The following is a 24,328-nucleotide window of genomic DNA, read 5'->3' on the forward strand; positions in this document are numbered from 1 at the left end:
CCCGTTCCATGAAGAACCTTAGCGTGCTGGTGTTGGAAGATCACCCGTTTCAGCGATTGATGGTGGTCACTGCCCTGCGATCCGCCATCACCGGAAGGATCTACGAAGCATCCGAAGGCGGCGAAGCCTTGTCGCTGCTAAAGGCCTGCGGTGGCGTGGACATCGCTATCTGCGACTTGCAGATGGCGGGCAAGGACGGCCTGGAATTCCTGCGAGAATCCGGCCACGCCCGGCTGGTGCATTCCGTCATTCTCAACAGCGCGTTGGAGCCGGCGCTGCGCCAGGCTTCGGCTGCCATGATCGAATGCCTGGGCCTGAATTTTCTGGGCGAACTTGCCAGACCGCTGGACATCAATGGCCTGACCGCGCTGCTGGCGACGTTCCAGCGCAGCCGTCGACGGGCGCACGCCGCTCCGGTCGAGCCGCCTCCTGCAAGCGAGGTGCGGCAAGGGTTGGCGCGCGGCGAATTCAAGGCGTACTACCAGCCCAAGGTCAGTATCAATGGCGAATCTCTGGTGGAAGCCGAGGTGCTGGCGCGCTGGCATCACCCGCAACACGGCGTGTTGCCCCCGTCGCATTTCCTTCCCGCGATGCAGACCCACGGCCTGATGGAGCCGCTGTTCTGGCGCATGCTGGATCAAGGACTGGAACTTCAGGCACAGCAGAAACGCACCCATCCTCCCGCCACACTCGCCTTCAATCTGCACCCGTCCCAACTTGCCTCGCGGCTGTTGACCACGGGCATCGAGCACGCGCTGGCCCAGCGCCAGCTATCGGCAAACGACATTACCCTGGAAGTTACCGAAGACGGCCTGGAGAGCACGCCCGCCGCCACGCTGGAAAACCTGGTGCGGTTGCGCGTCATGGGTTGCGGCCTGGCCATGGACGACTTCGGCGCGGGCTATTCGTCCTTGGATCGCCTATGCGCCTTTCCCTTTAGCCAGATCAAGCTGGACGCCAGCTTCGTGCGCCGGCTGAAAATCCAGCCACGCACCGCCGCAGTGATCCGCGGCGTTGCCAGCATGGCCGAGGCCTTGGGCTTGGACCTGGTGGTGGAAGGCGTGGAGACGCTGGAACAGCGTACGCAGCTACAGCAGCTGGGATGCAAGATCGCCCAGGGATATCTGTACGCCCGCCCGATGGACCAGGCGCAATTCCTGGGATATTGCCAGACGCACCCGCCTGGCGCGTTGCACAGACCGCACTAGCTGCGTTGGCTGCCTCGCAGCCTGATCAATGCTTGCTCCAATTGACGCAAAGACAATTGCAAACCGTCGACCGCGCGCGCCAATGCCCCGTCATTGGTGCGCCCGGCGCCGCATGCGTGCTCAAGCTCGCTGCACGCCTGGACCACGCCTTCCGCCCGGACCACGTTCGCCGCCCCCTTGATACGGTGGGCGATTTCCGCCATCTGACCGACCCGCCCCGTCGACGCGTAAGCCTCCAAACGCTGCGCATCTTCGCGGTTGGCGCGCACCAACTCGTCCAGCAGCAGCCATTGCTGATCGAGATTGCCGCCCGACACCTCCTGCAGAGGCCGCAAATCGAATAAGGGCGCGTCGGCCTGGGCGTCAAGAGAATCGCGGCTTTCCGGGACGATGCCCGCAAGGCGTGCCGCCAGCGCGTCCAGACCGACCGGCTTGATCAGGCATTCGTCCATGCCCGCCTGCACGCAGCGTGCAATCTCTTCCGGTTGGGCGTCCGCCGTCACGCCGATGATCAGGGCCCGATCTTCGCCGCGTTCCTGTTCCCCCTGCCTGATGGCCCTTGCCAGTTCCGCACCGCTCATGCCTGGCATGCGGAAATCGGTGAACACCACGTCGAACGGATGCGTCGCGTATCGGGCCATGGCCGCGATCCCGTCCGGCGCCTCTTGCACATCGTGGCCCAGGAAGGTCAGCTGCTGCGTCAATATGCGCCGGCTGACCGCATGGTCGTCCACCACGAGGATCTGCAAGACGCGTTCGCTTCCCGGCGGCGCCAGCGCCGGTTTTGGCGCCACCATCACCGGGTCAAGGACCTGCAAGCGCAGCTCCGCCAAGACCGTCGTGCCGCGTCCTGGAACGCTCGACAAGGTCAAACGCCCGCCCATCATTTCGCACAATGAGCGACTGATGACAAGACCCAGTCCCGTCCCGCCGGCGCCCCGCTCGCCCCCGTCAACCTGGACGAACGGCCGGAACAGGCGTTGTTGGTCTTCGTCGGAAATCCCGACGCCGGTGTCCTCGACGACGACGCTGACCTGCAGGAGCGACGTTTCCGTTTGCACGGTCTGCACACGCACCCTGACGAATCCCGAGTCCGTGTAGTTGATCGCGTTACCAACCAGATTGGACAGGATCTGCTTGAACCGCAGTGCGTCGATCAGCACGTCGGCCTGGGCCTCGGCATCGATCTCCAGCAACAGGCTCAGGCCCTTCTGCCGCGCCAGCCCTTCAAATACCCGCGCCACGGATTCCACCTGTTCGCGCAAATTGGCGCGCCCCGGCGTGAGACTCAGGCGTCCGGATTCGATCCGGACGATATCCAGGATGTCACCGATCAGCGCAAGCAGGCTTTGCGCCGAGGCGAAAGCGATCTCGATGCTGTGACGGTCGATGGGCTTGGCATCGGCGCGCTTGAGCGCAAGCTCCAACGTGCCGATGATGGCGTTCATCGGCGTGCGTATCTCGTGGCTCATCGTGGCCAGGAAGGTCGTCTTGGCCCGGCTGGCCGCCAGCGCCTGGTCCTTTGCGGCTTCGATCTCCTGGATCAGGTGGCGATGCTCGGTAATGTCGATCCACCCGCAGATCACGCCACCGTTCACGCCGGCGGAGTCCTGGAAAGGCTGGATCCAGTGCTGAATCCAGATCTCTTTGCCATGGAGGCGGACGGCATGTACGCCGGTCGTGCTTCGGTTGGTCTTCAACGCTTCGAGATAGCTCGCGTGAAAGCGTTCGGCGGCCTCGAACGCGTCGCTGGGCATTTCCAGCGCGGTCTTGCCCAACACGTCTTCGGCAGTCAACCCGACGCTGTCCAGGTAGCTTCGGTTGCACGCCAGCATGCGCCCTTCGGTGTCGCGCACGTAAATCGGCGGCGGCATGCTGTCCATCAGCGTTCTTACGAATTGCAACTGGTCTTTCAGCAGCTTCTTGGCGTGCTCCTTGGCGCGGACGGTCCGTCTTAGCGAGACCGCCCAGGCCAATGCGATCAGCAAGAGCAAGGCCGCGGCCGCAATGACTTCGGCGATGATGACAGCGTAGTCGCGCCAGGTCTCGCCCGCCATGCCGGGGATTGCCTTCCAGCGATTGTTGAACGCGCTGATCTGATAAGGGGTCAGCACGGCAAGCGTCTTGTCCAGGATCGACTGCAGTTCCGGATCGCTGCGACGCACGGCAAAGCTGATGCCGATAGGAGCCAGGTCGAGCATATCGCTCACGACCAGGCGGTCGCCAAACAAGCGGCCGTTGTAGTAACGCGCTGACGGCAGCGCCATGACGGCAGCATCCGCTTCGTCGGTGTCGACCTTGTGCAAAGCGTCCAGCGAGGAGCCGACGCCGGAAATCGCGGCCTGCGGATAACGTTGGCCGACAAACGCGGTTGCGAAATGTCCTTCGGCAATGGCGATGCGGCGCGGATCCGGCGGCACGCCCGCGTCGCGCGCGCCGCGCCTCATGACCAGCACCATCGGATCCAGGGAGATCGGTTTGGTGAAGCGCAGAGACTGTTCGCGCTCGGCCGTGACGGTCATGATGCCGACGTCGGCCCCGCGTTGCTGGATCAGGTCGATCTGGGCGGGAAAACTGCCCCGGCGGCTGACCACATCGAACGTCAGCCCTGTCTGGAAGGACACCATTTCAAGCAGGTCGGCCGCCAGGCCGGAGAAATGGCCGTTGACGTTGAAGAACGCGATCGGCGCCAGATCATCGTTGATCACCAGGCGCAAACGGGGATGCTGCGCGATCCAGCGCAGTTCGTCTGGCGTGAGGGCAATATTCCGGCTATCGGGGATAAAACCGCTTCCCGCCCAACTGCGGGTGATCTCCGGCAAGGCGCCGCCGATTGCCGCGATGGCCTCGTTGATCACCTGGCGCAAGCGCGCGTCGTCGGCGTTCAACGCGTAACGGTATTGCGTGGACATGTCCGTGAAACGATCAAACTGGACATAGCCGTAGAACGCGCCATTGACCCGGTGATAGGCCGTCAGCACGCCTCCCAGATAGGCGTCGCTGTGGCCAAAACCCAGCGCCGCGATGGCTTGATCGTCGGTGCCGTACTCCACGATCTTGGCGTCGGGATAGCGCCGGGAGGCTTCAGCCGCCGTTGCGGCGCCCGCGACCGCGACTGTCATGCCGCGCAAATCCGCCCGGAATTGCCGGGTTTCGCTCGTGCGGCGGAACAACGCGATCTTGTCGGTTACATAGGGCGTGCTGGGCAGAAAGCCGGCTGCGGCAGCGGGCTCCAGGTCTCCAGCCAGCAGGTCGATCTTTTTGTCGGCCAACGCGGTCAGCGCCGCCTTGTCGTCCGGAAACGCCACCAGCCGGACGCTTAAGCCAAGCAGTTGCGCCACCAGCGAGGTCACGTCGGCGTTGATGCCCTTGTAGGTGCCGTCGCGGTAGACCATTTCGAAAGGCGCTTGCGCCTTGTCGACGACGCCCAGCACCAACTCGCGCTTTTCGCGCAACCAGACCCAATCGCTTTCGGAAATCGCGGGGGTGGCATGCTGCCAATGCACTTGGCTTTGCAGCGTCAGCAAGGAAAGGCCTGACGGCTCGGCGGCCCTTGCGGGCAACAAGGCGGCCGCCATCCATAGCAGGCTCACGAGCAGGAGTCGCCACAAGGTCGAGTCCCGGATGACAAACGACCTCATGGGCAATCCCATTCTTCGAATTGCAATGCGGAGGGGAAAAGCGCCGCCGTCCCCGTGCCGGCTTACGAGCGTCCGCCCAGACTGCCTCCGCCGTCCACGCCCAGCACCTGGCCGGTGATGAAACCCGCGTCATCCGACAGCAGGAAAGCGATGGCGGCGGCGACTTCGGCCGGCGTGCCCAGGCGCTTCATGGGCACCGATGCCAGCGCGCGCTTTTCGCCGTCACTGCCCGCCGGACGCGTGGCGCGGAACATTTCGGTCTCGATCGGGCCTGGCGCGACCGCGTTGGCGGTGACGCCGTATTCGGCCAATTCCAGTGCCCAGGTGCGGGTGCAGCCGACCAGCGCGTTCTTGGCGGCGGAATAGGCCGTGCGGTCCAGGCCGCCGTAGATGGCACGGCTGACCACGTTGACGATGCGGCCGGCGCGGCGCACTTTCATGGACTCGACGAAAGCCTGCGTGACTTGCACCGCGACGCGGACGTTCAAATCCAGCACGTTGTACAGCGTGGCAAGGTCGATCTCGCCCAACGGCTGTGGAGACGCGATGCCGACGTTATTGACCACGGCGTCGACGGGGAATTTCTCGCGGATTTCCCGCAGGACTTCTTCAGTGCGTCCGGCGTCGGCCAGGTCACAGGCATACAGATACCCCGGGAAGTCGACGTCGGTGGTGTTTCGCGCAATGCCAACCACGTGACAGCCCATGTCGGACAGCCGCTGCGTAAGCGCCCAGCCGATGCCTTTCGTGGCGCCCGTAATGAGCACGCATTTGTCCTTCATGGGTGGAAACCTCGCAGTCTGTTTTCTGGGTCAAAAACGGGCGCTTGAGCGCCCGGTGTTCCAAGTAGACACCATCCGGCGTCGGCTGTCTTGTAAATTGCGTAGCAAATCTTGCACGCCGGACACTCCCGAACGGCAGCCGTCTTGCCGGGCGGGCGGGCGGAAAACCCGCGCGATCAGGCGTCGCGGGTGACCGGGACGCGCGGCGCCAAGGCGCAGAGAAGCTCGTAGCCGATCGTGCCGGCGGCTTGGGCCACTTCGTCGACGGACGGGCCATCTTCGCCCCAGAGCATCACGGGTGCACCGACGCCCGCCGCCGGGATGGGGTCCAGATCGACGATCAGCATGTCCATGGAGACGCGGCCGACCAATTGGGTACGGATGCCCGCCACGACGACCGGGGTGCCGGTGGTGGCGTGGCGCGGATAGCCGTCGGCATAGCCGCAGGCCACGATGCCGATGCGCATGGCGCGTTCGGCGCGGAAGATGGCGCCGTAGCCGACGGAATCGCCCGCCTTGAGCTCTTGCACCGCGATGATCTCGGAACTGAGCGACATGGCCGGCTTCAGGCCGAACGACGCGGCGTCGGCGTCGGCGAACGGCGAGGCGCCGTACAGGCAGATGCCGGGACGCACCCAATGGGTCTGCGTCGGCGACCCGATGGCGATGTCGGCGAAACGTAGCGTGGCCGCGGAGTTGCATACGCTGATCGTGCCCGGCAGCTTATGCGTCACCGAATTAAATACGGCCAATTGCTCGTTCACCCCCTGAGGGCCGTCGGCGCAGGCGAAATGGGTCATTTTTCCGATCGAGCCCACCGTGCCCTGCTGTTGCAGCAGCAAGGCGCGTTCGTGCGCGGCGGGATAGGCGGCGGGGCTGAAGCCCAGCCGGTTCATGCCGCTGTTCAGCTTCAGCATGATGTCCACCCGGCGTGCGAAGCGCGCGCGGGCCAGCATGTCGAGTTGTTCACGGTTGTGAACCGTGGTGCTGAGGTGATAGCGATCGATCAGGTCGAGGTCCGACGGATTGAAGAAGCCTTCAAGCAGCAGGATGGGCCCGCCCCAGCCGGCCTCGCGGCAGCGCACGGCTTCATCCAGGTCCAGCATCGCCAGGCCCTGCGCCTTGGAAAACCCCGTTACCGCTTGCTCGATGCCATGCCCGTAGGCGTTGGCCTTGATGACGGCCCAGATGGAGGGCGGCAGGCCGGAGGCAGCCGCGGCGGTCTGTTCAAGGTGGCGGCGCACGGCGGCAAGATTGTGCGCAAGGGCAGAAACGGAGACGGTGGCTGAAATTGGGCGCGGCATGATGTGAGATCCTGTGGCGCTTAAGTCTAACTGATCGCGCCCCCCGCCGGCACGGCATCGTGCCTTGGCGAAACGACTACTCTAAAATGATGCGGACAGGGTCCCCGGGGACCCCGCCCGAGCTGCTTATTATGTCTATCGATCACTACGAGAACTTTCCCGTCGCCTCGGTGCTGCTGCCGCGCCGGCTGCGTGGCGCCGTGACCGATATCTACCGGTTCGCCCGCGCCGCGGACGATATCGCCGATGAAGGCAGCGCCACCGACGACGAACGCCTGGCCCAGCTGGCGGCGTTCCGCACGGAACTGCACCGCATTGGCGCCGAACCCGGCACGACGCCCCCGCCCGGCCTGCCGCCGCTGGCGGACATCTTCACGCCGCTGGCCCGGACCATCGCCCGGCACCAGTTGCCGATCACGCCGTTCTTCGACTTGCTGTCCGCCTTCGAGCAGGACATCACCGTCAAGCGCTATGCAGACTACGCCGCGCTGGCCGACTACTGCACGCGCTCGGCCAATCCGGTCGGCCGGCTGATGCTGCATTTGTTCGACGCCACCACCCCCCAGGACACGGCGGAAAGCGACGCCATCTGTTCGGGACTGCAACTGGTGAACTTCTGGCAGGATGTGCGGGTGGATTGGCACAAGCATCGCGTCTATCTGCCCCAGGAAGACCTGCGCCGCCATGGCGTCTCTGAAGACGACCTGGCCGCCTGCCGGCTGACGCCGGCCTGGCGCGAACTGATGGCCTTCCAGGTCGAACGCACGCGCGCGCTGCTACACTTCGGCGCTCCGCTGGCGCGCCGCCTGCCGGGCCGCATCGGCCTGGAGTTGCGCCTGGTGGTGCAAGGCGGGCTGCGCGTGCTGGAGCGTATCGAGGCGAGCGGCTACGATGTATTCATGAATCGCCCCGAATTGGGCGCCAAAGACTGGGCCATCATGCTGTGGCGCTCTATCAAGTAACAGGCCCTGCCTATCTATGACCCCTGACGAATACTGCCAGGAGAAAGCCGCCAAGAGCGGTTCCAGCTTCTACTATTCTTTCCTGTTCCTGCCGCCCGAACGCCGCCGCGCGATCACCGCGCTGTACGCGTACTGCCGCGAAGTGGACGATGTGGTCGATGAATGCACCGACCCGTCGCTGGCCCGCGTCAAGCTGGCCTGGTGGCGCACGCAGGTCGACCAGATGTTCGACGGCACACCGGACCACCCCGTGACGCGGGCGCTGCAGCCGCATCTGCAAAGCTGTTCGATCACCCGCGAGCGCCTGCTGGCCGTGGTCGACGGCATGGAGATGGACCTGGACCAGACCCGCTACCTGGATTGGCCGGGCCTGCGTAAATACTGCTGGCACGCCGCAGGCGTCGTGGGCGAGCTGTCCGCCGGCGTCTTCGGCTACAGCGACCCCAAGACGCTGGTCTATGCCGAAAAATTGGGCCTGGCGTTCCAGATGACCAACATCATCCGGGACGTGGGCGACGACGCGCGCCGCGGCCGCATCTACATTCCCGTCAACGAGATGCAGCAATTCGAGGTCAAGGCCTCGGACATCCTGAATGGCGAATACTCGGAACGTTTCACCGCCCTGATGAAGTTCCAGGCCGACCGCGCACGCGAGCTCTACCGGGAAGCGATGCGCAATCTGCCCGAGGTTGACCGCCGTTCGCAACGCCCGGGACTGATGATGGCTGCCATCTATCACGCCTTGCTGGACGAAATCGAGCGGGACAACTGGCAGGTACTGCACCAGCGCATCTCGCTGACGCCGCTGCGCAAGCTGTGGCTGGCATGGAAAACGTGGGTGGGCGGCGGACGCGGACTGGTCCGCCGGTTGGCGCGGTGAAGGCGGCGGTCATCGGCGCCGGTTGGGCAGGGTTGGCGGCCAGCGTCGCCCTGCGTGAAGCCGGGGCCAAGGTCACTGTGTTCGAGGCCGGCCATACGCCCGGCGGCCGTGCCCGCCGCGTGTTCCACGGCGATTTCGACGCGCCGCTGGACAATGGCCAGCATCTGCTGTCGGGCGCCTACAAGCAGACGCTGGCGCTGATGCGCCGGGTGGGCCGCAACCCCGATGCGCTACTGATGCGCCGCCCGCTACGGCTGGCCACCCTGGACGGCCATTTCCGCCTGTCCGCCCCGCGCCTGCCCGCGCCGCTGCACATGGCGATCGCGATCCTGCGGGCGCGCGGCCTGTCGTGGGCAGACCGTTTCGCGACCTTGCGCCTGATGCGCGGCCTGAAAACGATGTCATGGATGCCGCCTCGCGACTGGACGGTGCAGCATCTGCTGCATTACCACGCGCAATCGGACGCCTTGATCCGCCAGGTGTGGGAACCACTTTGCCTGGCCGCCCTGAACACGCCAGCCGCCACGGCCAGCGCGGCGCTTTTTGCCCGCGTACTGCGCGACAGCCTGGCCGGCACCCGCGAAGACAGCGACTTGCTGCTGCCCTGCACCGACTTGTCCGCCCTGTGGCCCGATGCCGCGGCGCGCCAGGTGACGATGCGCTACGGCAGCACCGTGCGCCAGCTGGACCCTTCCGACGACGGCATCGTCGTCAACCAGGAACGCTTCGATGCCGCCGTGCTTGCAGTGCCGCCGGCTTTCGCGGCGCGATTGCTGGACGCGCCCCTGCGGCAGGCCGGCGCCACGGGGTTGCTGAATGCGCTGAAGGCGTTCACCTATCTGCCCATCGCCACGCTGAACCTGCGCTTGGCGGAACCGTGGCGCCTGCCCGAGCCCATGATGATGCTGCGCGAGGAAGCCGCGCGCGGCCACGTCGGGCAATGGCTGTTCGACCGCGCGCAATTGGCGGGCGACACCAAGGCGGGCGAACTGGCTGTCGTGGCCAGCGCCGCCACCAGCATCGCCGAGCGCAACCGCCATCAGGTGATCGAGGCCCTGATCGACCAAGTGGCCGAGCAGGCGGCGCGCCATCCCGCGCGGCTGCCCGCCATGCCGGAAGTGACGGCATCCGAACTGCTGATTGAAAAGCGCGCCACCTTCGCCGCGGTGCCTGGCCTGACCCGCCCGCTGAATTCGACGCCTTGGTCCACCTTGGCGCTGGCCGGCGACTGGACCGACACGGGTTACCCGGGCGTACTGGAAGGCGCGGTGCAAAGCGGCCTGCAGGCTGCCCGGGTCTTGAATCCGCGCGCGGACCTGGCTGCGGATCTGGCAGCGGATTGATCCGGCGGCGCATCGTGCGCGCCGCCGCTTGCCACGATGCCTTAGACGCTTAGCGCAGCAGGTGCGCCGTGGCGATGCCCGCCGCCGTCAGGATCAGCGATCCGGCCAGGCTAAGCCCGGCGTAACCCAACGCGCTGCCGTAGGCGCCGCGTTCGAGCATGCCCACGGTTTCGGCCGAGAACGTCGAAAACGTGGTCAGGCCGCCCATGAAGCCGGTGATGGCGCCCAAGCGCACCCAGGCCGGCCATTCAGGGTGGCCCGCCACCATCGCCAGCAGCAATCCCACCAGATATCCGCCCGCCAGGTTGACGGCAAACGTGCCCCACGGCCAGGACTCGACATTCAGCCACAGGCTGACAAGCCAACGCGTCCAGGCGCCAAGAACGGCGCCCAGACCGACGGCCAGGAAATTCAGGGGAATCAGGGTTTGGTAGGCGGACATGGTCGTCAAGAGGCGCGGTGCTGTTTGAGCCGCAGGGAAAAGACCAGCAGCAGTATGCCAAAGAACACGGCGTAGATGCCGATGACCCATACCAGCGCCAGCGCGCCCGCGCCGGGCTGCACGATCAGCATGGCGCCGAAGAGGATCGACACCACGCCGGACAACGCGAGCAGCCATTCGTTGCGGATTTCCTTGCGGAAGCGGATGGCGGCGATGACCTGGAACACACCGGCGGCAAGCGCCCAGAACGCGATGATGTAGAGCAATAGCAACGCCGTCAGCCCGGGCCACAGGAAGGTCACGATACCCGCCGCCACGCCCAGCAGCCCAACGATGATCAGGGCCCACAGCGGTTTGCCGTTCTCGCGGATGCGCACTCCGGCGATCAGGGCCAGCGCGCCATCCACCAGCGCAAACGCCCCCCATACCAGCACCAGCGCCGACAAGGTGATGGCCGGCATGAACAAGGCCATCAATCCGAACAGGATGGCGACGACGCCGCGCAAGGCGACCCACCCCCAATGACGACCGATATCCCCCCATTGCGGTTCCAGCATGACGCACCTCCGGTGTTGGTAACGGTGGCCTATCTTATCCCCGCCGAACCGCAGCCGCCACGCCGCGGGCGGCCGGATCGATGGCGCCCAGCGAAACAGATTGAAATTTCCATGTTCGCCGGGACTGGGGTTTTATAAGAGTAATTCTCATTAAATGTTAGAATCCGCGCCTTCAAATCGAATCCCTCATGGACAGTCAACCCGCCCCACGGCGCCGGGCCTATTGGCTCAAGACGCTGCATCAATGGCACTGGATCAGCTCGGCGCTATGCCTGCTGGGGATGCTGCTGTTCGCCGTCACTGGCTTGACGCTGAACAACGCCTCGCACATCGAATCGAAAGCCGTGGTGACCAGCCGGCAGACGCAATTGCCCGAACCCGTGTTGAAGCAATTGTCCGTGCCCGCCGGGCAAAAGAAGGCGCCGCTGCCGGCTCCCGTGGCGCGATGGCTGGATGAATCGCTGGATGCCGCCACGGCCGGCAAGACCGCCGAATGGTCGGCCGACGAGGTGTATTTGTCGCTGCCGCGCGCCGGCGGCGATGCCTGGCTTTCCATCGACCTTGCCAGCGGCGAGGTGGAATACGAACGCACCGACCGTGGCTGGATCTCGTACCTGAACGACTTGCACAAGGGCCGCAACACCGGTCTGGCCTGGAGCTGGTTCCTGGATATTTTCGCCGTCGCCTGTCTGGTCTTTTCGCTGACCGGGCTGGTACTGCTGAAGATGCACGCAGGCAACCGCAGCGCGACCTGGCCCATGGTCGGGATGGGCGTGGTGATCCCCCTGGTGCTGGCCCTACTGTTCATCCATTGATTCCATCCGATCCGCCCCTGGAGAATTCCATGCGCAAACTGCTCTTGCCCGCCCTCTTGGCCGGCCTGATCGCCCGAACGGCCCACGCGGCCGATATCGGCCTGAACATTGAAGTGCCGCGCCTGGACGTGGCCGAGTACCACCGTCCCTACGTGGCGATCTGGATCGAAAACCCCGACCAGAGCGTCGCGGCCGACCTGGCCGTCTGGTACGACGTGGCCAAGAAGAACAACGAAGGCGCCGAGTGGCTGAAAGACATGCGCCAATGGTGGCGCCGCAGCGGCCGCAACCAACAGTTTCCGGTGGACGGCGTCAGCGGCGCGACCAAGCCCGTGGGCAAGCACGCGCTGAGCTTCGACGCGGCCAGCAAGCCCCTGTCCACGCTCAAGCCCGGCCAATACGCCGTGGTTGTCGAAGCCGCCCGCGAAGTCGGCGGCCGTGAACTGCTGCGCATCCCCTTCCAGTGGCCACCGCAGAAAGCCGAGCAACTGACGGCGCGCGGCGAACATGAACTGGGCGCCATCGCGCTCGACCTCAAACCCTGATGCCCATCGAATCGCCTTCAAGGAGCGCAACCATGAAATCCGCCGCCAAACTGGCCGCCGCCCTGGCGCTGTGCCTGCCCTTTGCCTCGCACGCGCATGATGTCTGGATCGTGCCGTCCTCCACCGTGCTGTCGGGCACCGACAGCTGGATCACGGTCGACGCGGCCGTGGGCAATGACAAGTTCTATTTCAACCATGCGCCGATGCGCCTGGACGGCCTGGCCATCGTCGCCCCGGACGGCAACGCCGCCGAGGCCGAAAACCTGAACCGCGGCAAGCTGCGCAGCACCTTCGACTTGCAACTGAAGCAAAGCGGCACCTATCGCGTGGCGGTCGTGAATGACGGCGTGTTCGCGCGCTGGAAGGAAGACGGCAAGAACAAGCGCTACTTCGGCAAGGTGGAAGGCATGGCGCAGGCCGTGCCCGCCAATGCCCAAGAGCTTGAGGTGTCGCAAAGCCTGGGCCGCGTCGAGACGTTCGTGACGGCCGGGAAACCGACCGCCATCAAGCCGGTGGGCCGGGGCCTGGAACTGGCGCCCATCACGCACCCGAACGATCTGTTCACGGGTGAAGAAGCCACCTTCCAGATGCTGGTGGATGGCAAGCCGGCTGCGGAACTGGATGTGAACGTGGTGCCCGGCGGCAGCCGCTATCGCGACAAAGTCGGCGAGATCAAGCTGAAGACGGACAAGGACGGCAAGTTCTCCGTGAAGTGGGCGCAACCGGGCCTGTACTGGATCGAGGCCGGCATGGAAGACGCCAAGATCACCGTGCCGCAAGCCAAGAAGCGCCGCTTGTCGTACGCCGGCACGGTCGAAGTGCTGCAGCCCTAAGACGCGACGGGCGCGTGGTCACCTCTCCTTCCTATGCGCCGCGCGGCACGGCGGCGCCTGCCGTCCGCGTCGCCTATGGCGCCATGCCGGCCGCGCGACTGACCCCGGCCGCGTTGGCTGGCGCCACCATGGGCACCACCTGGTCGGCGCGCATGGCGCTGCCCGCTGGTTGCAGCGACCACGCGGCGCGGCTGGCGATCCAGGCTGCGCTGGACGGGGTCGTGGCGCAAATGAGCACCTGGGAAGCCGGTTCCGACATCAGCCAGTTCAATCAGGCGGGTCCGGGCTGGCGCGCCTTGCCCGACGCGTTTTTCCATGTGCTGCGCCATGCGATGGCGCTGGCGGACGACACCGCCGGGGCCTATGACCCGACCGTGGGCCCGCTCGTGAACGTGTGGGGTTTCGGTCCGCATCAACGCGCCTTTGAACCGCCCTCGCCCGCCGCCGTCGACGCGGCGCGCCTGCGATGCGGCTGGCGGCGCGTGGCGCTGGATGCGGAAACGCAGGCTGCCTATCAGCCGGGCGGCGCGTATCTGGACTTGTCATCCATTGCCAAGGGCTATGGCGTCGACCGCGCCGCGATGGCGCTGGACGCCCTGGGCATCACGCAATACCTGGTGGAGGTCGGCGGCGAACTGCGCGCGCGCGGCAGCCGGCCTGACGGTCAGCCCTGGCGCGTGGCCGTCGAGGTGCCCGACGCCAGCGACGACCATGCCCTGGCCTTGCCGCTGGAAGACCTCAGCATCGCCACGTCCGGCGACTATCGGCGCCACGCCGGCCGCGGCGACGCGCGCTACGCGCACACCATCGACCCGCGCACCGGCCAGCCCGTGCGCAACAACGTCGCATCCGTTTCCGTGCTGCATCCGGTCTGCATGCAGGCCGACGCATTGGCCACCGTGCTGACGGTGCTGGGCGAAACGGACGGCCTGGACTATGCCCGCCGCCATGATCTGGCGGCCCTCTTCATCCTGCGCGACGCCGGCGCCTATCGCGTCATCGCCACGCCGGCATTCCAGGCGCGGGCGACCCCTCGTTAAGCCCATGAGCCTGACCCGGTTGATCGCTGCGGCATGCGTGGTGGGGCTTTGGCTGCTGCTCTGCCTGTGGGCATGGCGCCGCGCCAGACGGCACGAGGCGCTGCACGCGCAAGCCCTCCAGGCCCTGAACGCGCCCACACCCGAAGACACTTTGCTGGTCGCCTACGCAACCCAGACCGGCTACGCCGAAACGCTGGCCGGCCAGACCGCCGAATCGCTGCGCGCCGGCGGCCTGCCCGTCCGGGTGGCCGCGTTGGACCAGTTGGACCTGGCGCGCCTGTCCTCCTATCGCCGCGTCCTGTTCGTGGCCAGCACCTATGGCGAAGGCGACCCGCCCGACGCCGCTGCGGCATTCGCCGGCCAGATGCAGGCCGCGTCCGTTGCCCCCGGTACGGCTCCGGCGCTGGCCGGCCTGCAATACGCCGTGCTGGCGCTGGGCGACAGCGAATACACCCAGTTCTGCGGATTTGGCCACCGGCTTGACGATTGGCTGCACGCGCAGGGCGCGACGCCGCTGTTCGACCGGGTGGACGTGGACAACGGCGACCCGGCGGCGCTGCGCCATTGGCAGCACCACCTGGGTTTGCTGGCCGGCCGCAGCGACCTGCCTGACTGGCAAGCGCCGGTCTACGACAACTGGCTCCTGGCGGACCGCCGCCTGATGAATCCCGAGAGTCAGGGCGGCCCTTGCTATCTGCTGACGCTGACACCGCCCCCGGGCGGCATGCCGCCATGGACGGCGGGCGATATCGCAGAGATCGGCCCCCGGCATGCACGCGGCGGCCCGGTGCAGGCGCACCGCGAATATTCAATCGCGTCCTTGCCGGAGGATGGCGCGATCCAGTTGCTGGTGCGGCAGATGCGCAGCGCCGACGGCGGATTGGGGTTGGGCAGCGGATGGCTGACCCATATCGCCCAGACCGGCGACGAGATCGCGCTGCGCGTGCGCGCCAACCGCAATTTCCACGCGCCGGAAGACGGACGGCCGTTGATCTTGGTGGGCAATGGCACCGGACTGGCCGGTCTGCGGGCCCTGATCAAAGCCCGCCGCGCCGCCGGCCACCGGCGCAACTGGCTGATCTTCGGCGAGCGCAATGCCGCGCACGATAACTTCTGCCAAACGGATATCGACGCCTGGCGGCAGGAAGGCACGCTGGCGCGCGTGGACGCCGTGTACTCGCGCGACCAGCCCCAGCGCCGGTACGTGCAGCACCTGCTCCGCGAACAGGCGGACGCCGTCAGGTCGTGGGTGGAAGCCGGCGCCGCGATTTATGTCTGCGGCAGCCTGCAAGGCATGGCGAGCGGCGTGGACGCCGCCCTGCAAGACATCCTGGGCGACGACCGCCTGCAAGCCATGCAGCACGGCGGCCGTTACCGCCGCGACGTGTACTGACGCGCGCTTACTGAAGCTTGATCTGCGCGCGATCGATCACGGTCTTCCAGCGGTCGCGTTCGCTGCGGATCTGCTCGGCGAATTCAGCCGGCGTGTTGCCCAGCGGGAACGCGCCCGTCTCTTCCATCTTTGCCGCGGTCGCGGGGTCGCGAACGGCTTGGGCGAACGCCTGCGCCAGCTTGTCGCGCACATCGGCCGGCATTCCGGCCGGTCCCACCACGCCGTACCAGGCAGTGACGTCGTAGTCTTTGTAGCCTTGCTCGGCGAACGTCGGCACGTCGGGCAGGCGCGGGTTGCGCGCGGTGCCCGTAATGGCCAGCGCGCGCAGGTGACCGCTTTTCACGTAAGGCAGCGACGACGGGAAGTTGTCGAAAATCACCGGGACCACGCCGCCCACGGTGTCGGTCAGCGCAGGCGCCGACCCGCGATACGAAATGCTGTTCATCTTGCCGCCGATGATTTGCAGGAACCAGATCATGCCCAGGTCATTCACGCCGCCCGCACCGGCATTGGCGTAACCGTCCTTGTTCGGATTGGCGCGCACGTGCGTCACGAAGTCGGCCAGCGTCTGCGCGGGGAACTTCGGGTTCACGCTCAGGATGTTGGGGCTGGTGACCAGGTTGCTGATGGGCGTGAAATCCTTCACCGGGTCGTAAGCCAGGTTGGGGAACAGGTGCGGCGCGGTGCCGTGCGTGCTGACGGTGGCCAGGCCCACGGTGTAGCCGTCCGGCTTGGCGCGCGCGGTGGCGACCATGCCGATGGTGCCCGAGGCGCCAGTGCGGTTTTCCACCACGATCTGCTGGCCCAGGATCTCGCCCGCTTTCGCTGCCGCCACGCGGCCGACGATATCCGTGGGGCCACCGGCCGGGAACGGCACGATCAGCGTAATGGGATGATCGGGGAAGGCGGCGTGGGCGGCGGGCAGCACGGCGGCCAGCAGCAGGGCCATACAAGTCTTGCGCATCATCATGATGGGGAATCTCCTGAAGGGTGGTTGCTGTTGTTATTCAGTATCTTGGCCGCGCACGGCAGGTTCCCGCCGCAGTATCTTGCCGGGCCGCGCCGTGCCGCCTGCCGCCGGAAACACCGGATGCCCGTTGACCAGCACGTGCTCGACGCCAGCGGACGCCAGCGTGGGAGATTCCCATGTCGCGCGGTCCACCACCGTGTCGGCATCGAACACCGTGATGTCCGCCCATGCCCCCACGCTGAGTTGTCCGCGCCCGGCCAGGCCAAATACGCGCGCCGGCAACGCCGTCATCTTGGCGACCGCGGCCTCCAGCGTCAGCAGTTCGGCCTCGCGCACATAGCGGCCCAGCACGCGCGTGAAACTGCCCCACAGGCGAGGATGCGGATGCGCGTCGTTCGGCAGGCCGTCCGAGCCCACCATGCAGCATTCGTGCTGGAAGATGCGCCGCACTTCGGCTTCGTCCATGGCGAAGTAGATGGCGCCCGCCGGACACAGCTTGCGGGCCGCGGTGGTCTTGTCGCAGCCCCAGCGTGCGGCGATGTCGGCCAGCGACTCGCCGCTACATTCCGGATGCGGCGTGGACCAGGTGATGCGGATATCGTCGATGCTCTCGGCCCGCTCCGGGATGAGGATGGTCGAACTGCCCGGGTACGGATAGATGTCCAACGCCACGTCCACGCCTTCGGCGCGGGCGCGGTCGATATTGGCCAGGGTGGCGCGGCTTTTGCCCCAGTTGCGCGGCATCATGCATTTGTGATGCGACAGCACCGTGGCGCAGCCCGTCTGGCGGCCGACGGCCAACACTTCGTCCACGGCGGCTTCGACCTCGTCGCCTTCATTGCGGATATGGCTGGTATGCAGCGCGCCGTGGGCCGCCGCCACGCGGGCCAGCCCCTCCAGTTCGGCGGATTCCGCCACGCCGCCGGGCTGGTACGCCAGACCGGTGCTGAACCCCACTGCGCCGGCGGCAAGCGCGTCGGCCAGCATTCGTTGCATGGCCGCCTGCTCTTCCGGGGTGGGGGCTGCCGTCGGGTCTCGCATGGCCGCCAGGCGCAGATTCGCGTGGCCGACGAGGGCCGCGACGTTGATCATCGGGCGCTGCACGCGCACTTCGTCGAAGTAGGCCTGCATGTCGGCAAACAACGGCGTTTCGCCCAGCAGCGCCAAGGCTGCGGCGGTGTTGCCGGGCAACGGCGCGGGCGCGCCGCTGACGCCGCAATTGCCCACCACGACGGACGTGATGCCCTGGCTGGTCTTCCATTCCAGGCCCGGCTTCTCGACGAACATCAAGTCGTCATGGCCATGCACATCGATGAAACCCGGCGCCACGATCTTGCCGCGGGCATCCAGCCGCCGGACAGCGGCGACGCCGGACAAGTCGCCGATGGCCGCGATGCGCTCGTCCGCTACGCCAATGTCGGCGCGTCGCCGCGGCCCGCCCAGCCCGTCGATAACCCAGCCGCCTTCAATAATCAGATCCATCGTTTCCTGCCGCATGATCGTCCTGCCAGATGAAGCCCTGGGCCTGTTGACACGAGAAAAGCCGCTCACGGGCCGTGTGAACAGGCGCTAGTATCGTCGGCGCGATCAATCTGGGAAAATTGTTTTTACTGATCCATCTATCGTGGTTTGCAATGAATCGCCTGCCCAAGCACGTCACCTTGAAGCACCTGACCGCCTTTGTCGCGGTGGCGCAGGAATCCAGTTTCACGCATGCCGCCAAGCGCCTGTTCCAGACGCAATCGTCGGTGACCAGCCTGGTGCGCCAGCTAGAGGACGCGCTGGCGACCCAGCTTTTTGCGCGCACCAGCCGCCGCGTGCTGCTGACCGCGGCGGGCGAAGAATTTCTACCCCGGGTGATGCGGCTGCTGGCGGATTTCGACGGCGTGATCGAAGACGTGGTGCGTTATGGCGCACTGGAGCGCGGGCGCGTGGGCGTGGCGGCGGCGCCCTCGGCCATCACGCAGATCATCGCGCCGGCGGCGGCCGGCTTCTCCGCCCAGTATCCCGCCGTGCGCCTGTACCTGAGCGATGACAATTCCGGCCGCATCCAGCGCAAGGTCGCCATGCGCGAGGTGGACTTCGGGTTGACCAGCCGCTGGGCCGATGCGCCGGGACTGCGCTTCGACCCGGTACTGGAAGACCGGTTTGGGGTGCTGTACCGCGCCGACGACGACAGCCTGCGGCCGGGGCGCGACGGCACCATGCGCTGGTCGGACCTGGCGCAACGCAAACTGGTGGGCGTGGTCGACGAAACTGGAATCATGGCGCTGCTGCGCGCCCGTGCGGACTTGCCCATCGAGGCGGGCGCGCCGTTCTACGAAGCGTCCAGCACGACGTCGCAGGCCGCGTTGGTGAAAGCCGGCCTGGGCGTGGCGCTACTGCCGGCGCTGGCCGCCGAACGCGTGCTGGAACCCGGCTTGGCCTACGCGCTGCTGACGCGGCCGACCGTTGTGCGCACGGTCTGCATCATCCGGCACAAGGAATATCCGCTAAGCCCGGCCGCGCAGGCGCTGATCCGCGCCATCCATGACTACCTGCGGGATGCGCCGCTGCCGGCCGGCTGCAAGCGCCTGCCGCCGCTTCCCTAGGGTTAGCCGCAATTTGCGTGTTCGCGTCTGCCTCGTACCGTAGATAAATATGTTTATCGTACAAAGTCCGAGGCACATCGATTGGAGCAGCACGTGAAGCAGTAGGTCTAACCCAAGGGGAAGTCGTCATGAAACGTCGCAGTGCGTTAAAGCTGATCGGAACCGCAGCCGGCCTGAGCCTGACAGGCAGGGGCTGGGCGCAGAGCGGACCTTATCCGTCCCGAGTCATCAGGATCATCGTCTCGTCCACACCCGGAAGCGCCACCGATCTTGCGGGGAGGCTGGTCGGAGACCTGCTCTACGCCAAATATGGCCAGAGCGTGGTGATCGAAAACCGCGCCGGCGCCGGCGGCGTCATCGGCATGCAGGCCGCAGCGGCCGCCAAGCCAGACGGCTACACCCTGACCACCGGCGGCCTCGGTCACAACGTCCTGCCGCCGGCGACGCTGCGCGGACTGCCTATCGACATCCCCACCGCGCTGCTGCCCATCGCCCAGGTCGCGGAATTCGTCAATGCGCTGGTCGTGCGCGCGGACCACCCCGCCAATACGGTGTCCGAGCTGATCGAACATCTGCGGGCCAGCAAGCGCAAGCCGCTGTACGGCAGCAATGGCGTGGGCAGTTCGTCGCAGATGACAGCGGAACTCTTCGCCATGCGTACCGGCCTGAAGTTCGACCACGTGCCCTACAAGGGCGCGGCCGACGCCCTGGTAGGCACGGCCAACGGCGACCTGGATCTCTGTTTCATGAATCTGCCGCCCACCCTGCCCATGGTGGAAGGCAAGCGCCTGAAGGCCCTGGCGGTAACCAGCGCCTATCGCGCGCGGCAACTGCCCAAGGTGCCGACGATGCAGGAACAAGGCATGGCGGACTTCGACGTGACCAGTTGGCTGGGCATGTACGCGCCGTCCCAGATCGATCGCGCCATCGTCGCGCAGTTGTCGGACACCATCGTGACCGGGCTTGCGACGCCTGAATTCCAGGCTCGCATCATCAACGCCGGTTTCGAGCCCAAGCTGCGCAACTCGGCCGAATTCCAGGCCTTCTCGGCTGCGGAGTTCAAGCGCTGGAGCGAGGTGGCCAAGCAGGCGGGCGTTGTCGTGGACTACGGCGCCAAGTAAACGGCACGGGCCGCCCCGGCGTGGGCGGCCCGTGCCGGAGCGACCCCGCGCCGGCATGGCGCGACGGCCCGGGAAGCCGTCAGGCGCGCGCTTGCCACACCTCCGGATTGACCATGGCCTGCGGCGTCTTGTTGCCCAGCGCATCCATCAGATTGGCGACGGCCAGGTCTATCATGGCGCGCCGCGTCTCGTGCGTGGCGCTGCCCACGTGTGCCTGCAGCACCACGTTGGGCAACTGGCACAGCGGGCTGGCGGCCGGCAGCGGCTCTTGCTCCATCACATCCAGGCCTGCGCCCGCGATGGTTCCGGCGCGCAGCGCCTCGATCAGCGCCGCTTCGTCGATGACCGGGCCGCGCGCCGTATTGATCAGGTAGGCGGACGGCTTCATCAGCGCCAGCTCGCGCTGACCGACGGAGTGGCGCGTTTCGGCGGACAGCGGAATATGCACGCTCAGCACATCCGACACCTTGAATAGGTCGTCGCGTTCGACGTAGGTGGCCAAACCGTCGGCTTGAGGATCCTGGCGGCGGTTGTGATAGACCACGTTCATGTCGAACGCGTGCGCCGCGCGCGCCACCACACGGCCGATGCGGCCCATGCCCAGCAGCCCCAGTGTCTTGCCGCGGATGTCGCGCGTCAGGGGAAAAGCCCCCTTGGTCCATTCGCCGCTACGCACGAACGCATCGCCCGCCACCAGGTTGCGGGCCAGGCACAGCATGAGGCCGATGGTCACGTCGGCCACCGCGCCGTCAAGCACCCCGGGCGTGTTGCAGATCAGCACCTTGCGCCGGGTAGCGGCGGCCAGGTCGACGTTGTCGAAGCCCACCGCAAAATTCGAACTGACGGTCAGGGCGGGAAAGGCGTCCAGCAGCGCCTGATCGACTTTGGTGCGCATGGTGCAGACCATGCCGACGATTTGCTCGCGCAACGCCGCCGGCACGGTCTCGGCAGGATTCTGCCCGGTGGGCACATCGACGATTTCGCACCGTGCGGCGAGGCGTTCGCGCAGATCCGCCGGCAGCGGCGCGGACACGATGACTTTGGGCTTTTGATTCATTTACGGCTCCGGTAAGGTCAAGGTTCGATTGCTTCGACGTCGGTGGCGAACACCTGCTGCTCACCGGCGTCGACCAGCGCGGGTTCGGCCGGATGTTCCAGGTATCGGACAATCAGCCAGAACCCGTCCTGCGGGTTCTCTACGATCTCGGCCAGCGCGCCGCCGGCCATGCGCACGCGCACGCCTGCCTGGAGATCGACAAGGTTGATGGATTTGTTGTCGGCCATGGCGGTTTGCTCCGTCGCGCCACCGTTACAGTTCCAGCTGCGAAGACGGCACGCGCACGCGAATGCCGTCCAGCGCTGGCGTCATGATCACCTGACAGGACAGGCGGCTGGTGGCGCAACGCTCCGGCACCACCTCAAGCAGGGCTTCCTCTGCCATGCCCGGCGGTTCTAGCCGCGCATGCCAGGCGGCGTCCACCTGCACATGACAGGTACCGCAGATGGCACCGCCGCCGCAGTCGGCGACGATGCCATCCAGGCCGTCGCGGCGGGCCGCCTCCATCAGCGACCAATCATCGGGAACCTCCAGCACCTGTTCGGCGCCGTCGGGCAACTCAAATATGGCAAAGGGCATGATGCCTCCCTGTGGCTTCACTACGATTCATGACACGGATTCGGGCGAGCCGATGCGCGGCACGCTCTTGATGAATTCCACCGGGCTGTCGACCGCTTCGATGGCGGCCAGCCGACCCTGTTGATAGCGCTCCACCAACCACCCCTTGGCGGTGGGCAGTAGTACGTCGCGACACGCCTCGGCGGGATTGACCAGGCCCGCCATCTGCAAGCGCCGGCCCTGCTGCTCTGACCAGAACGTAGGCGGACGCGGCGCCGGCGGACTCTTGCCGGCGATGGCAGCGGCCGCCGTGCGTGCCTGCATCAGCGCGTTCTGCACGCTCTCGATGCGCGCATGGCGCTGCAATTCGCCGCGAAACGCGCTGGCGCAGTCGCCAATGGCGTAGACATCGGGCGCCGACGTCCGACAGCACTCGTCCACCACCACCCCATCCAGGCAGATCAGGCCTGCCGCCTCGGCCAGCGCGGTCTCGGCGATGGCGCCGATCGACACCAGCACCAGATCGGCGTCCAATGCCGTTCCATCGGCCAAGTGGGCGCGCCAGCCTGTCGCGGTGCGCTCCCATCGCGCCACCGCCGCGCCGTGGCGAATTTCTATGCCGGCTTCGCGGTGCAGGGCGCCGATGCGCGTGGCGGTCGGCTCGGACACCTTGCCCGCCATCACGTTGCCGCCCTGCTCCAGCACCACCACCTGGGCGCCCAGCTTGCGCGCCGAACATGCGGCCTCCAGGCCCAGGTAGCCCGCGCCGACCACCAGCAGCCGGACGCCGGGACGCAGCGCCTGACGCAACCGGTGCGCGTCGTCCAGGCCGCGAACCGAATAGGTCTGGTCACCCGCCACCTCTGCGATAGGGCGGGCGCTGGCCCCCGTGGCCAGCACGCAATGCTCGTAGCCGACCACCCGGCCGGAGCGCGTGGTCAGGGTATGCGCGGCAGTATCGATGCTGGCCACCGGGTCGCCGGCCACCACCACCACGCGCGACTTCTCGTAAGCGCTGTCGGCCCGCAATGCGATGCGCTCGGCGCTGGTTGCGCCGGTCAAAAGCGCCTTGGACAGCGGCGGCCGCTCGTAGGGCGCATGCGCCTCCGCGCCGAACAGCGCCACGTCGCCTTCAACGCCGGCCGCGCGCAAGGCCCAGGCACACTCCACTCCCGCATGTCCCGCGCCGATGATGGCCGTATGGACGTGTTGCACCCGAGAAGACGATTCCATGGCCGTCATGCTCCGAATTTCAGGGAAATGTTGGCGCGCGTGGCAACCTGTTTCCAGCGCGCCAGCTCGGCCCGGTTCAATTCCGCAAAGGCGTCCGCCCCCGACGGCCTGGGTTCAAACCCCGCCGCGCTAAGCGTTTCCACCGCCTGGGGCTGCGCCATGCCTTCCTGTAGCGCCGCGCTCAGCTTGCTGACCAATCCCGCCGGCAATCCCGCCGGGCCGTACAGCCCCAGCCAGCTTGTCACATCGAAATCCGCCACGCCCTGCTCGGCCATCGTCGGCACGTCCGGCAACTGCTTGCTGCGATAGCTGCTGGTAACGGCAATCGCGCGGATAGCCCCCTTGCGGACCAACCCCATCACGGGCGGCAGATTGCTGAAGCTGAAATCCAGGTTGCCGTTGACCACGTCCACCAGCATCTCGCCGCTGCCCTTATAGGGCACGTGCAGCAGATTGGTGCCGGTGCGCTGCGCGAAAAAGGCGGTGGTCAGGTGCACCGACGTGCCGACGCCGTTCGAACCGTAGTTCAATCCGTCTTTGTTGCGGGCGCGCGCGGCGGCGATCAGGTCGTCCACGCTGCGTACCGGGGAATCGGCCCGCACGATCAACACATTGATGAACTCGGCCATCTGCCCGATGGGCGTGAAGGCACGCGACATGTCCAGCGGCAGCCCCGTCACCGTGGCCATGGGCAACACCATGCCCCCCAGGCCATTGAGCAGCAGCGTGTACCCATCCGCCGGCGCGGTAGCCACTTGCTGGCTGCCTATCATGCCGTTGGCGCCGGGGCGGTTCTCCACCACGACGGGCTGGCCGAACTTGCGGCTAAGGATCTCCCCTGCCAGCCGGCCCGCCACATCGGTCACGCCGCCAGGCGGATAGGGCACGATCAGGCGCATGGGCTTGGCGGGAAACGCGCCGTCGGCCGCCCGGGACACGCCAGCCGTCGCCACGGCAATGCCGGCGGCCATGGCCTTCAGTACAGTACGTCTATGCATGCTGCGACTCCAGGTATGGACGAGTCTCGTCCTGTCGGCGGACTGGCCCCGAGTG

General features: G+C 66.5%; 23 protein-coding genes. 11 read left to right on the forward strand and 12 right to left on the reverse strand.

Features of this window, described 5'->3' with window-relative positions; translation table 11 throughout:
* The first annotated feature begins 8 nt into the window (after nucleotides 1–8).
* Nucleotides 9–1,208 carry an EAL domain-containing response regulator gene (locus tag ACE039_RS00175; protein ID WP_448708484.1) on the forward strand — a complete coding sequence of 400 codons (1,200 nt, stop codon included), beginning with the start codon at nucleotides 9–11 and terminating at the stop codon, nucleotides 1,206–1,208.
* Here the strand turns inward: ACE039_RS00175 and ACE039_RS00180 are convergent.
* The 3 genes from ACE039_RS00180 to alr all read right to left on the reverse strand — a co-directional run bounded on the left by ACE039_RS00180 (nucleotide 1,205) and on the right by alr (nucleotide 6,935).
* Complete coding sequence (locus ACE039_RS00180) at nucleotides 1,205–4,849, reverse strand: transporter substrate-binding domain-containing protein (RefSeq protein WP_485821316.1); 3,645 nt, start codon at nucleotides 4,847–4,849, stop codon at nucleotides 1,205–1,207. The genes ACE039_RS00175 and ACE039_RS00180 overlap by 4 nt on opposite strands.
* 62 nt (nucleotides 4,850–4,911) lie before the next feature.
* Nucleotides 4,912–5,631: an SDR family oxidoreductase gene (locus ACE039_RS00185; RefSeq protein ID WP_105556374.1), complete on the reverse strand. Its 720-nt coding sequence runs from the start codon at nucleotides 5,629–5,631 to the stop codon at nucleotides 4,912–4,914.
* A gap of 176 nt (nucleotides 5,632–5,807) precedes the next feature.
* Nucleotides 5,808–6,935 (reverse strand): alanine racemase, encoded by a 1,128-nt coding sequence (gene alr / locus ACE039_RS00190; protein WP_448708486.1) that lies wholly within the window; start codon nucleotides 6,933–6,935, stop codon nucleotides 5,808–5,810.
* 131 nt (nucleotides 6,936–7,066) lie between these two features.
* Here alr and hpnC point away from each other — a divergent pair, with 131 nt between their 5' ends.
* From hpnC to hpnE, 3 genes are read left to right on the forward strand one after another with little or no spacing between them, the layout of a single operon-like run.
* Nucleotides 7,067–7,897 carry a squalene synthase HpnC gene (gene hpnC / locus ACE039_RS00195; protein ID WP_448708487.1) on the forward strand — a complete coding sequence of 277 codons (831 nt, stop codon included), beginning with the start codon at nucleotides 7,067–7,069 and terminating at the stop codon, nucleotides 7,895–7,897.
* 16 nt (nucleotides 7,898–7,913) lie between these two features.
* Complete coding sequence (hpnD, locus tag ACE039_RS00200; RefSeq protein ID WP_448708488.1) at nucleotides 7,914–8,777, forward strand: presqualene diphosphate synthase HpnD; 864 nt, start codon at nucleotides 7,914–7,916, stop codon at nucleotides 8,775–8,777.
* Nucleotides 8,774–10,120, forward strand: a complete 1,347-nt coding sequence (gene hpnE, locus ACE039_RS00205) for a hydroxysqualene dehydroxylase HpnE (protein WP_485821378.1) — start codon at nucleotides 8,774–8,776, stop codon at nucleotides 10,118–10,120. The genes hpnD and hpnE overlap by 4 nt, the downstream gene beginning before the upstream one ends.
* Nucleotides 10,121–10,169: 49 nt before the next feature.
* Here hpnE and ACE039_RS00210 read toward each other — a convergent pair whose 3' ends face one another.
* Nucleotides 10,170–10,562 carry a fluoride efflux transporter CrcB gene (locus tag ACE039_RS00210; RefSeq protein ID WP_485821317.1) on the reverse strand — a complete coding sequence of 131 codons (393 nt, stop codon included), beginning with the start codon at nucleotides 10,560–10,562 and terminating at the stop codon, nucleotides 10,170–10,172.
* 5 nt (nucleotides 10,563–10,567) lie between these two features.
* Nucleotides 10,568–11,119, reverse strand: a complete 552-nt coding sequence (locus ACE039_RS00215) for an HdeD family acid-resistance protein (RefSeq protein ID WP_485821318.1) — start codon at nucleotides 11,117–11,119, stop codon at nucleotides 10,568–10,570.
* Nucleotides 11,120–11,307: 188 nt separating this feature from the next.
* Between ACE039_RS00215 and ACE039_RS00220 the strand changes: the two genes are divergently transcribed.
* From ACE039_RS00220 to ACE039_RS00240, 5 genes are all read left to right on the forward strand, one after another.
* Nucleotides 11,308–11,934: a PepSY-associated TM helix domain-containing protein gene (locus tag ACE039_RS00220; protein WP_485821319.1), complete on the forward strand. Its 627-nt coding sequence runs from the start codon at nucleotides 11,308–11,310 to the stop codon at nucleotides 11,932–11,934.
* A 29-nt stretch (nucleotides 11,935–11,963) separates the two neighbouring features.
* On the forward strand, nucleotides 11,964–12,479 hold the full coding sequence (locus ACE039_RS00225) for a DUF2271 domain-containing protein (protein ID WP_416029694.1): 516 nt from the start codon (nucleotides 11,964–11,966) through the stop codon (nucleotides 12,477–12,479).
* 32 nt (nucleotides 12,480–12,511) lie between these two features.
* Nucleotides 12,512–13,312: a DUF4198 domain-containing protein gene (locus tag ACE039_RS00230; RefSeq protein ID WP_105556383.1), complete on the forward strand. Its 801-nt coding sequence runs from the start codon at nucleotides 12,512–12,514 to the stop codon at nucleotides 13,310–13,312.
* Nucleotides 13,313–13,395: 83 nt separating this feature from the next.
* Nucleotides 13,396–14,352 (forward strand): FAD:protein FMN transferase, encoded by a 957-nt coding sequence (locus ACE039_RS00235; RefSeq protein ID WP_485821379.1) that lies wholly within the window; start codon nucleotides 13,396–13,398, stop codon nucleotides 14,350–14,352.
* Nucleotides 14,353–14,356: 4 nt separating this feature from the next.
* A complete protein-coding gene (locus ACE039_RS00240; protein WP_485821320.1) occupies nucleotides 14,357–15,745 on the forward strand; it encodes a sulfite reductase subunit alpha in 1,389 nt (462 codons plus the stop codon).
* Between the two features lie 7 nt (nucleotides 15,746–15,752).
* Here ACE039_RS00240 and ACE039_RS00245 read toward each other — a convergent pair whose 3' ends face one another.
* Complete coding sequence (locus ACE039_RS00245; protein ID WP_485821380.1) at nucleotides 15,753–16,712, reverse strand: tripartite tricarboxylate transporter substrate binding protein BugE; 960 nt, start codon at nucleotides 16,710–16,712, stop codon at nucleotides 15,753–15,755.
* A 36-nt stretch (nucleotides 16,713–16,748) separates the two neighbouring features.
* Nucleotides 16,749–18,212 carry an N-acyl-D-glutamate deacylase gene (locus ACE039_RS00250; RefSeq protein ID WP_485821321.1) on the reverse strand — a complete coding sequence of 488 codons (1,464 nt, stop codon included), beginning with the start codon at nucleotides 18,210–18,212 and terminating at the stop codon, nucleotides 16,749–16,751.
* Between the two features lie 137 nt (nucleotides 18,213–18,349).
* Between ACE039_RS00250 and ACE039_RS00255 the strand changes: the two genes are divergently transcribed.
* On the forward strand, nucleotides 18,350–19,306 hold the full coding sequence (locus ACE039_RS00255) for a LysR family transcriptional regulator (RefSeq protein WP_485821322.1): 957 nt from the start codon (nucleotides 18,350–18,352) through the stop codon (nucleotides 19,304–19,306).
* A 128-nt stretch (nucleotides 19,307–19,434) separates the two neighbouring features.
* Nucleotides 19,435–20,427: a Bug family tripartite tricarboxylate transporter substrate binding protein gene (locus ACE039_RS00260; RefSeq protein ID WP_310029714.1), complete on the forward strand. Its 993-nt coding sequence runs from the start codon at nucleotides 19,435–19,437 to the stop codon at nucleotides 20,425–20,427.
* A 79-nt stretch (nucleotides 20,428–20,506) separates the two neighbouring features.
* Here the strand turns inward: ACE039_RS00260 and ACE039_RS00265 are convergent, their stop codons facing one another.
* From ACE039_RS00265 to ACE039_RS00285, 5 genes are read right to left on the reverse strand one after another with little or no spacing between them, the layout of a single operon-like run.
* Nucleotides 20,507–21,484, reverse strand: coding sequence for a 2-hydroxyacid dehydrogenase (locus ACE039_RS00265; protein ID WP_485821323.1), 978 nt, complete (start codon nucleotides 21,482–21,484; stop codon nucleotides 20,507–20,509).
* Nucleotides 21,485–21,501: 17 nt separating this feature from the next.
* A complete protein-coding gene (locus ACE039_RS00270) occupies nucleotides 21,502–21,711 on the reverse strand; it encodes a hypothetical protein (RefSeq protein WP_105556389.1) in 210 nt (69 codons plus the stop codon).
* Between the two features lie 25 nt (nucleotides 21,712–21,736).
* On the reverse strand, nucleotides 21,737–22,063 hold the full coding sequence (locus tag ACE039_RS00275) for a 2Fe-2S iron-sulfur cluster-binding protein (protein WP_485821324.1): 327 nt from the start codon (nucleotides 22,061–22,063) through the stop codon (nucleotides 21,737–21,739).
* Nucleotides 22,064–22,090: 27 nt separating this feature from the next.
* Entirely contained in the window at nucleotides 22,091–23,275 is a 1,185-nt protein-coding gene (locus ACE039_RS00280) for an NAD(P)/FAD-dependent oxidoreductase (protein ID WP_485821325.1), read from the reverse strand.
* Between the two features lie 5 nt (nucleotides 23,276–23,280).
* Nucleotides 23,281–24,273: a Bug family tripartite tricarboxylate transporter substrate binding protein gene (locus ACE039_RS00285; RefSeq protein ID WP_485821326.1), complete on the reverse strand. Its 993-nt coding sequence runs from the start codon at nucleotides 24,271–24,273 to the stop codon at nucleotides 23,281–23,283.
* Nucleotides 24,274–24,328: the final 55 nt, after the last annotated feature.

Source organism: Achromobacter maghribensis, from assembly GCF_057334215.1.

Coding starts and splice junctions, on each gene's coding strand:
- alr (WP_448708486.1), bottom strand. CDS start 6,935: ATGCCGCGCCCAATTTCAGCCACCGTCTCCGTTTCTGCCCTTGCGCAC.
- ACE039_RS00270 (WP_105556389.1), bottom strand. CDS start 21,711: ATGGCCGACAACAAATCCATCAACCTTGTCGATCTCCAGGCAGGCGTG.
- ACE039_RS00250 (WP_485821321.1), bottom strand. CDS start 18,212: ATGCGGCAGGAAACGATGGATCTGATTATTGAAGGCGGCTGGGTTATC.
- ACE039_RS00245 (WP_485821380.1), bottom strand. CDS start 16,712: ATGATGCGCAAGACTTGTATGGCCCTGCTGCTGGCCGCCGTGCTGCCC.
- ACE039_RS00215 (WP_485821318.1), bottom strand. CDS start 11,119: ATGCTGGAACCGCAATGGGGGGATATCGGTCGTCATTGGGGGTGGGTC.
- ACE039_RS00235 (WP_485821379.1), top strand. CDS start 13,396: ATGCCGGCCGCGCGACTGACCCCGGCCGCGTTGGCTGGCGCCACCATG.
- ACE039_RS00260 (WP_310029714.1), top strand. CDS start 19,435: ATGAAACGTCGCAGTGCGTTAAAGCTGATCGGAACCGCAGCCGGCCTG.
- hpnD (WP_448708488.1), top strand. CDS start 7,914: ATGACCCCTGACGAATACTGCCAGGAGAAAGCCGCCAAGAGCGGTTCC.
- hpnC (WP_448708487.1), top strand. CDS start 7,067: ATGTCTATCGATCACTACGAGAACTTTCCCGTCGCCTCGGTGCTGCTG.
- ACE039_RS00280 (WP_485821325.1), bottom strand. CDS start 23,275: ATGGAATCGTCTTCTCGGGTGCAACACGTCCATACGGCCATCATCGGC.
- ACE039_RS00220 (WP_485821319.1), top strand. CDS start 11,308: ATGGACAGTCAACCCGCCCCACGGCGCCGGGCCTATTGGCTCAAGACG.
- ACE039_RS00275 (WP_485821324.1), bottom strand. CDS start 22,063: ATGCCCTTTGCCATATTTGAGTTGCCCGACGGCGCCGAACAGGTGCTG.
- ACE039_RS00265 (WP_485821323.1), bottom strand. CDS start 21,484: ATGAATCAAAAGCCCAAAGTCATCGTGTCCGCGCCGCTGCCGGCGGAT.
- ACE039_RS00210 (WP_485821317.1), bottom strand. CDS start 10,562: ATGTCCGCCTACCAAACCCTGATTCCCCTGAATTTCCTGGCCGTCGGT.
- ACE039_RS00230 (WP_105556383.1), top strand. CDS start 12,512: ATGAAATCCGCCGCCAAACTGGCCGCCGCCCTGGCGCTGTGCCTGCCC.
- ACE039_RS00180 (WP_485821316.1), bottom strand. CDS start 4,849: ATGAGGTCGTTTGTCATCCGGGACTCGACCTTGTGGCGACTCCTGCTC.
- ACE039_RS00240 (WP_485821320.1), top strand. CDS start 14,357: ATGAGCCTGACCCGGTTGATCGCTGCGGCATGCGTGGTGGGGCTTTGG.
- ACE039_RS00175 (WP_448708484.1), top strand. CDS start 9: ATGAAGAACCTTAGCGTGCTGGTGTTGGAAGATCACCCGTTTCAGCGA.
- ACE039_RS00185 (WP_105556374.1), bottom strand. CDS start 5,631: ATGAAGGACAAATGCGTGCTCATTACGGGCGCCACGAAAGGCATCGGC.
- ACE039_RS00225 (WP_416029694.1), top strand. CDS start 11,964: ATGCGCAAACTGCTCTTGCCCGCCCTCTTGGCCGGCCTGATCGCCCGA.
- ACE039_RS00285 (WP_485821326.1), bottom strand. CDS start 24,273: ATGCATAGACGTACTGTACTGAAGGCCATGGCCGCCGGCATTGCCGTG.
- ACE039_RS00255 (WP_485821322.1), top strand. CDS start 18,350: ATGAATCGCCTGCCCAAGCACGTCACCTTGAAGCACCTGACCGCCTTT.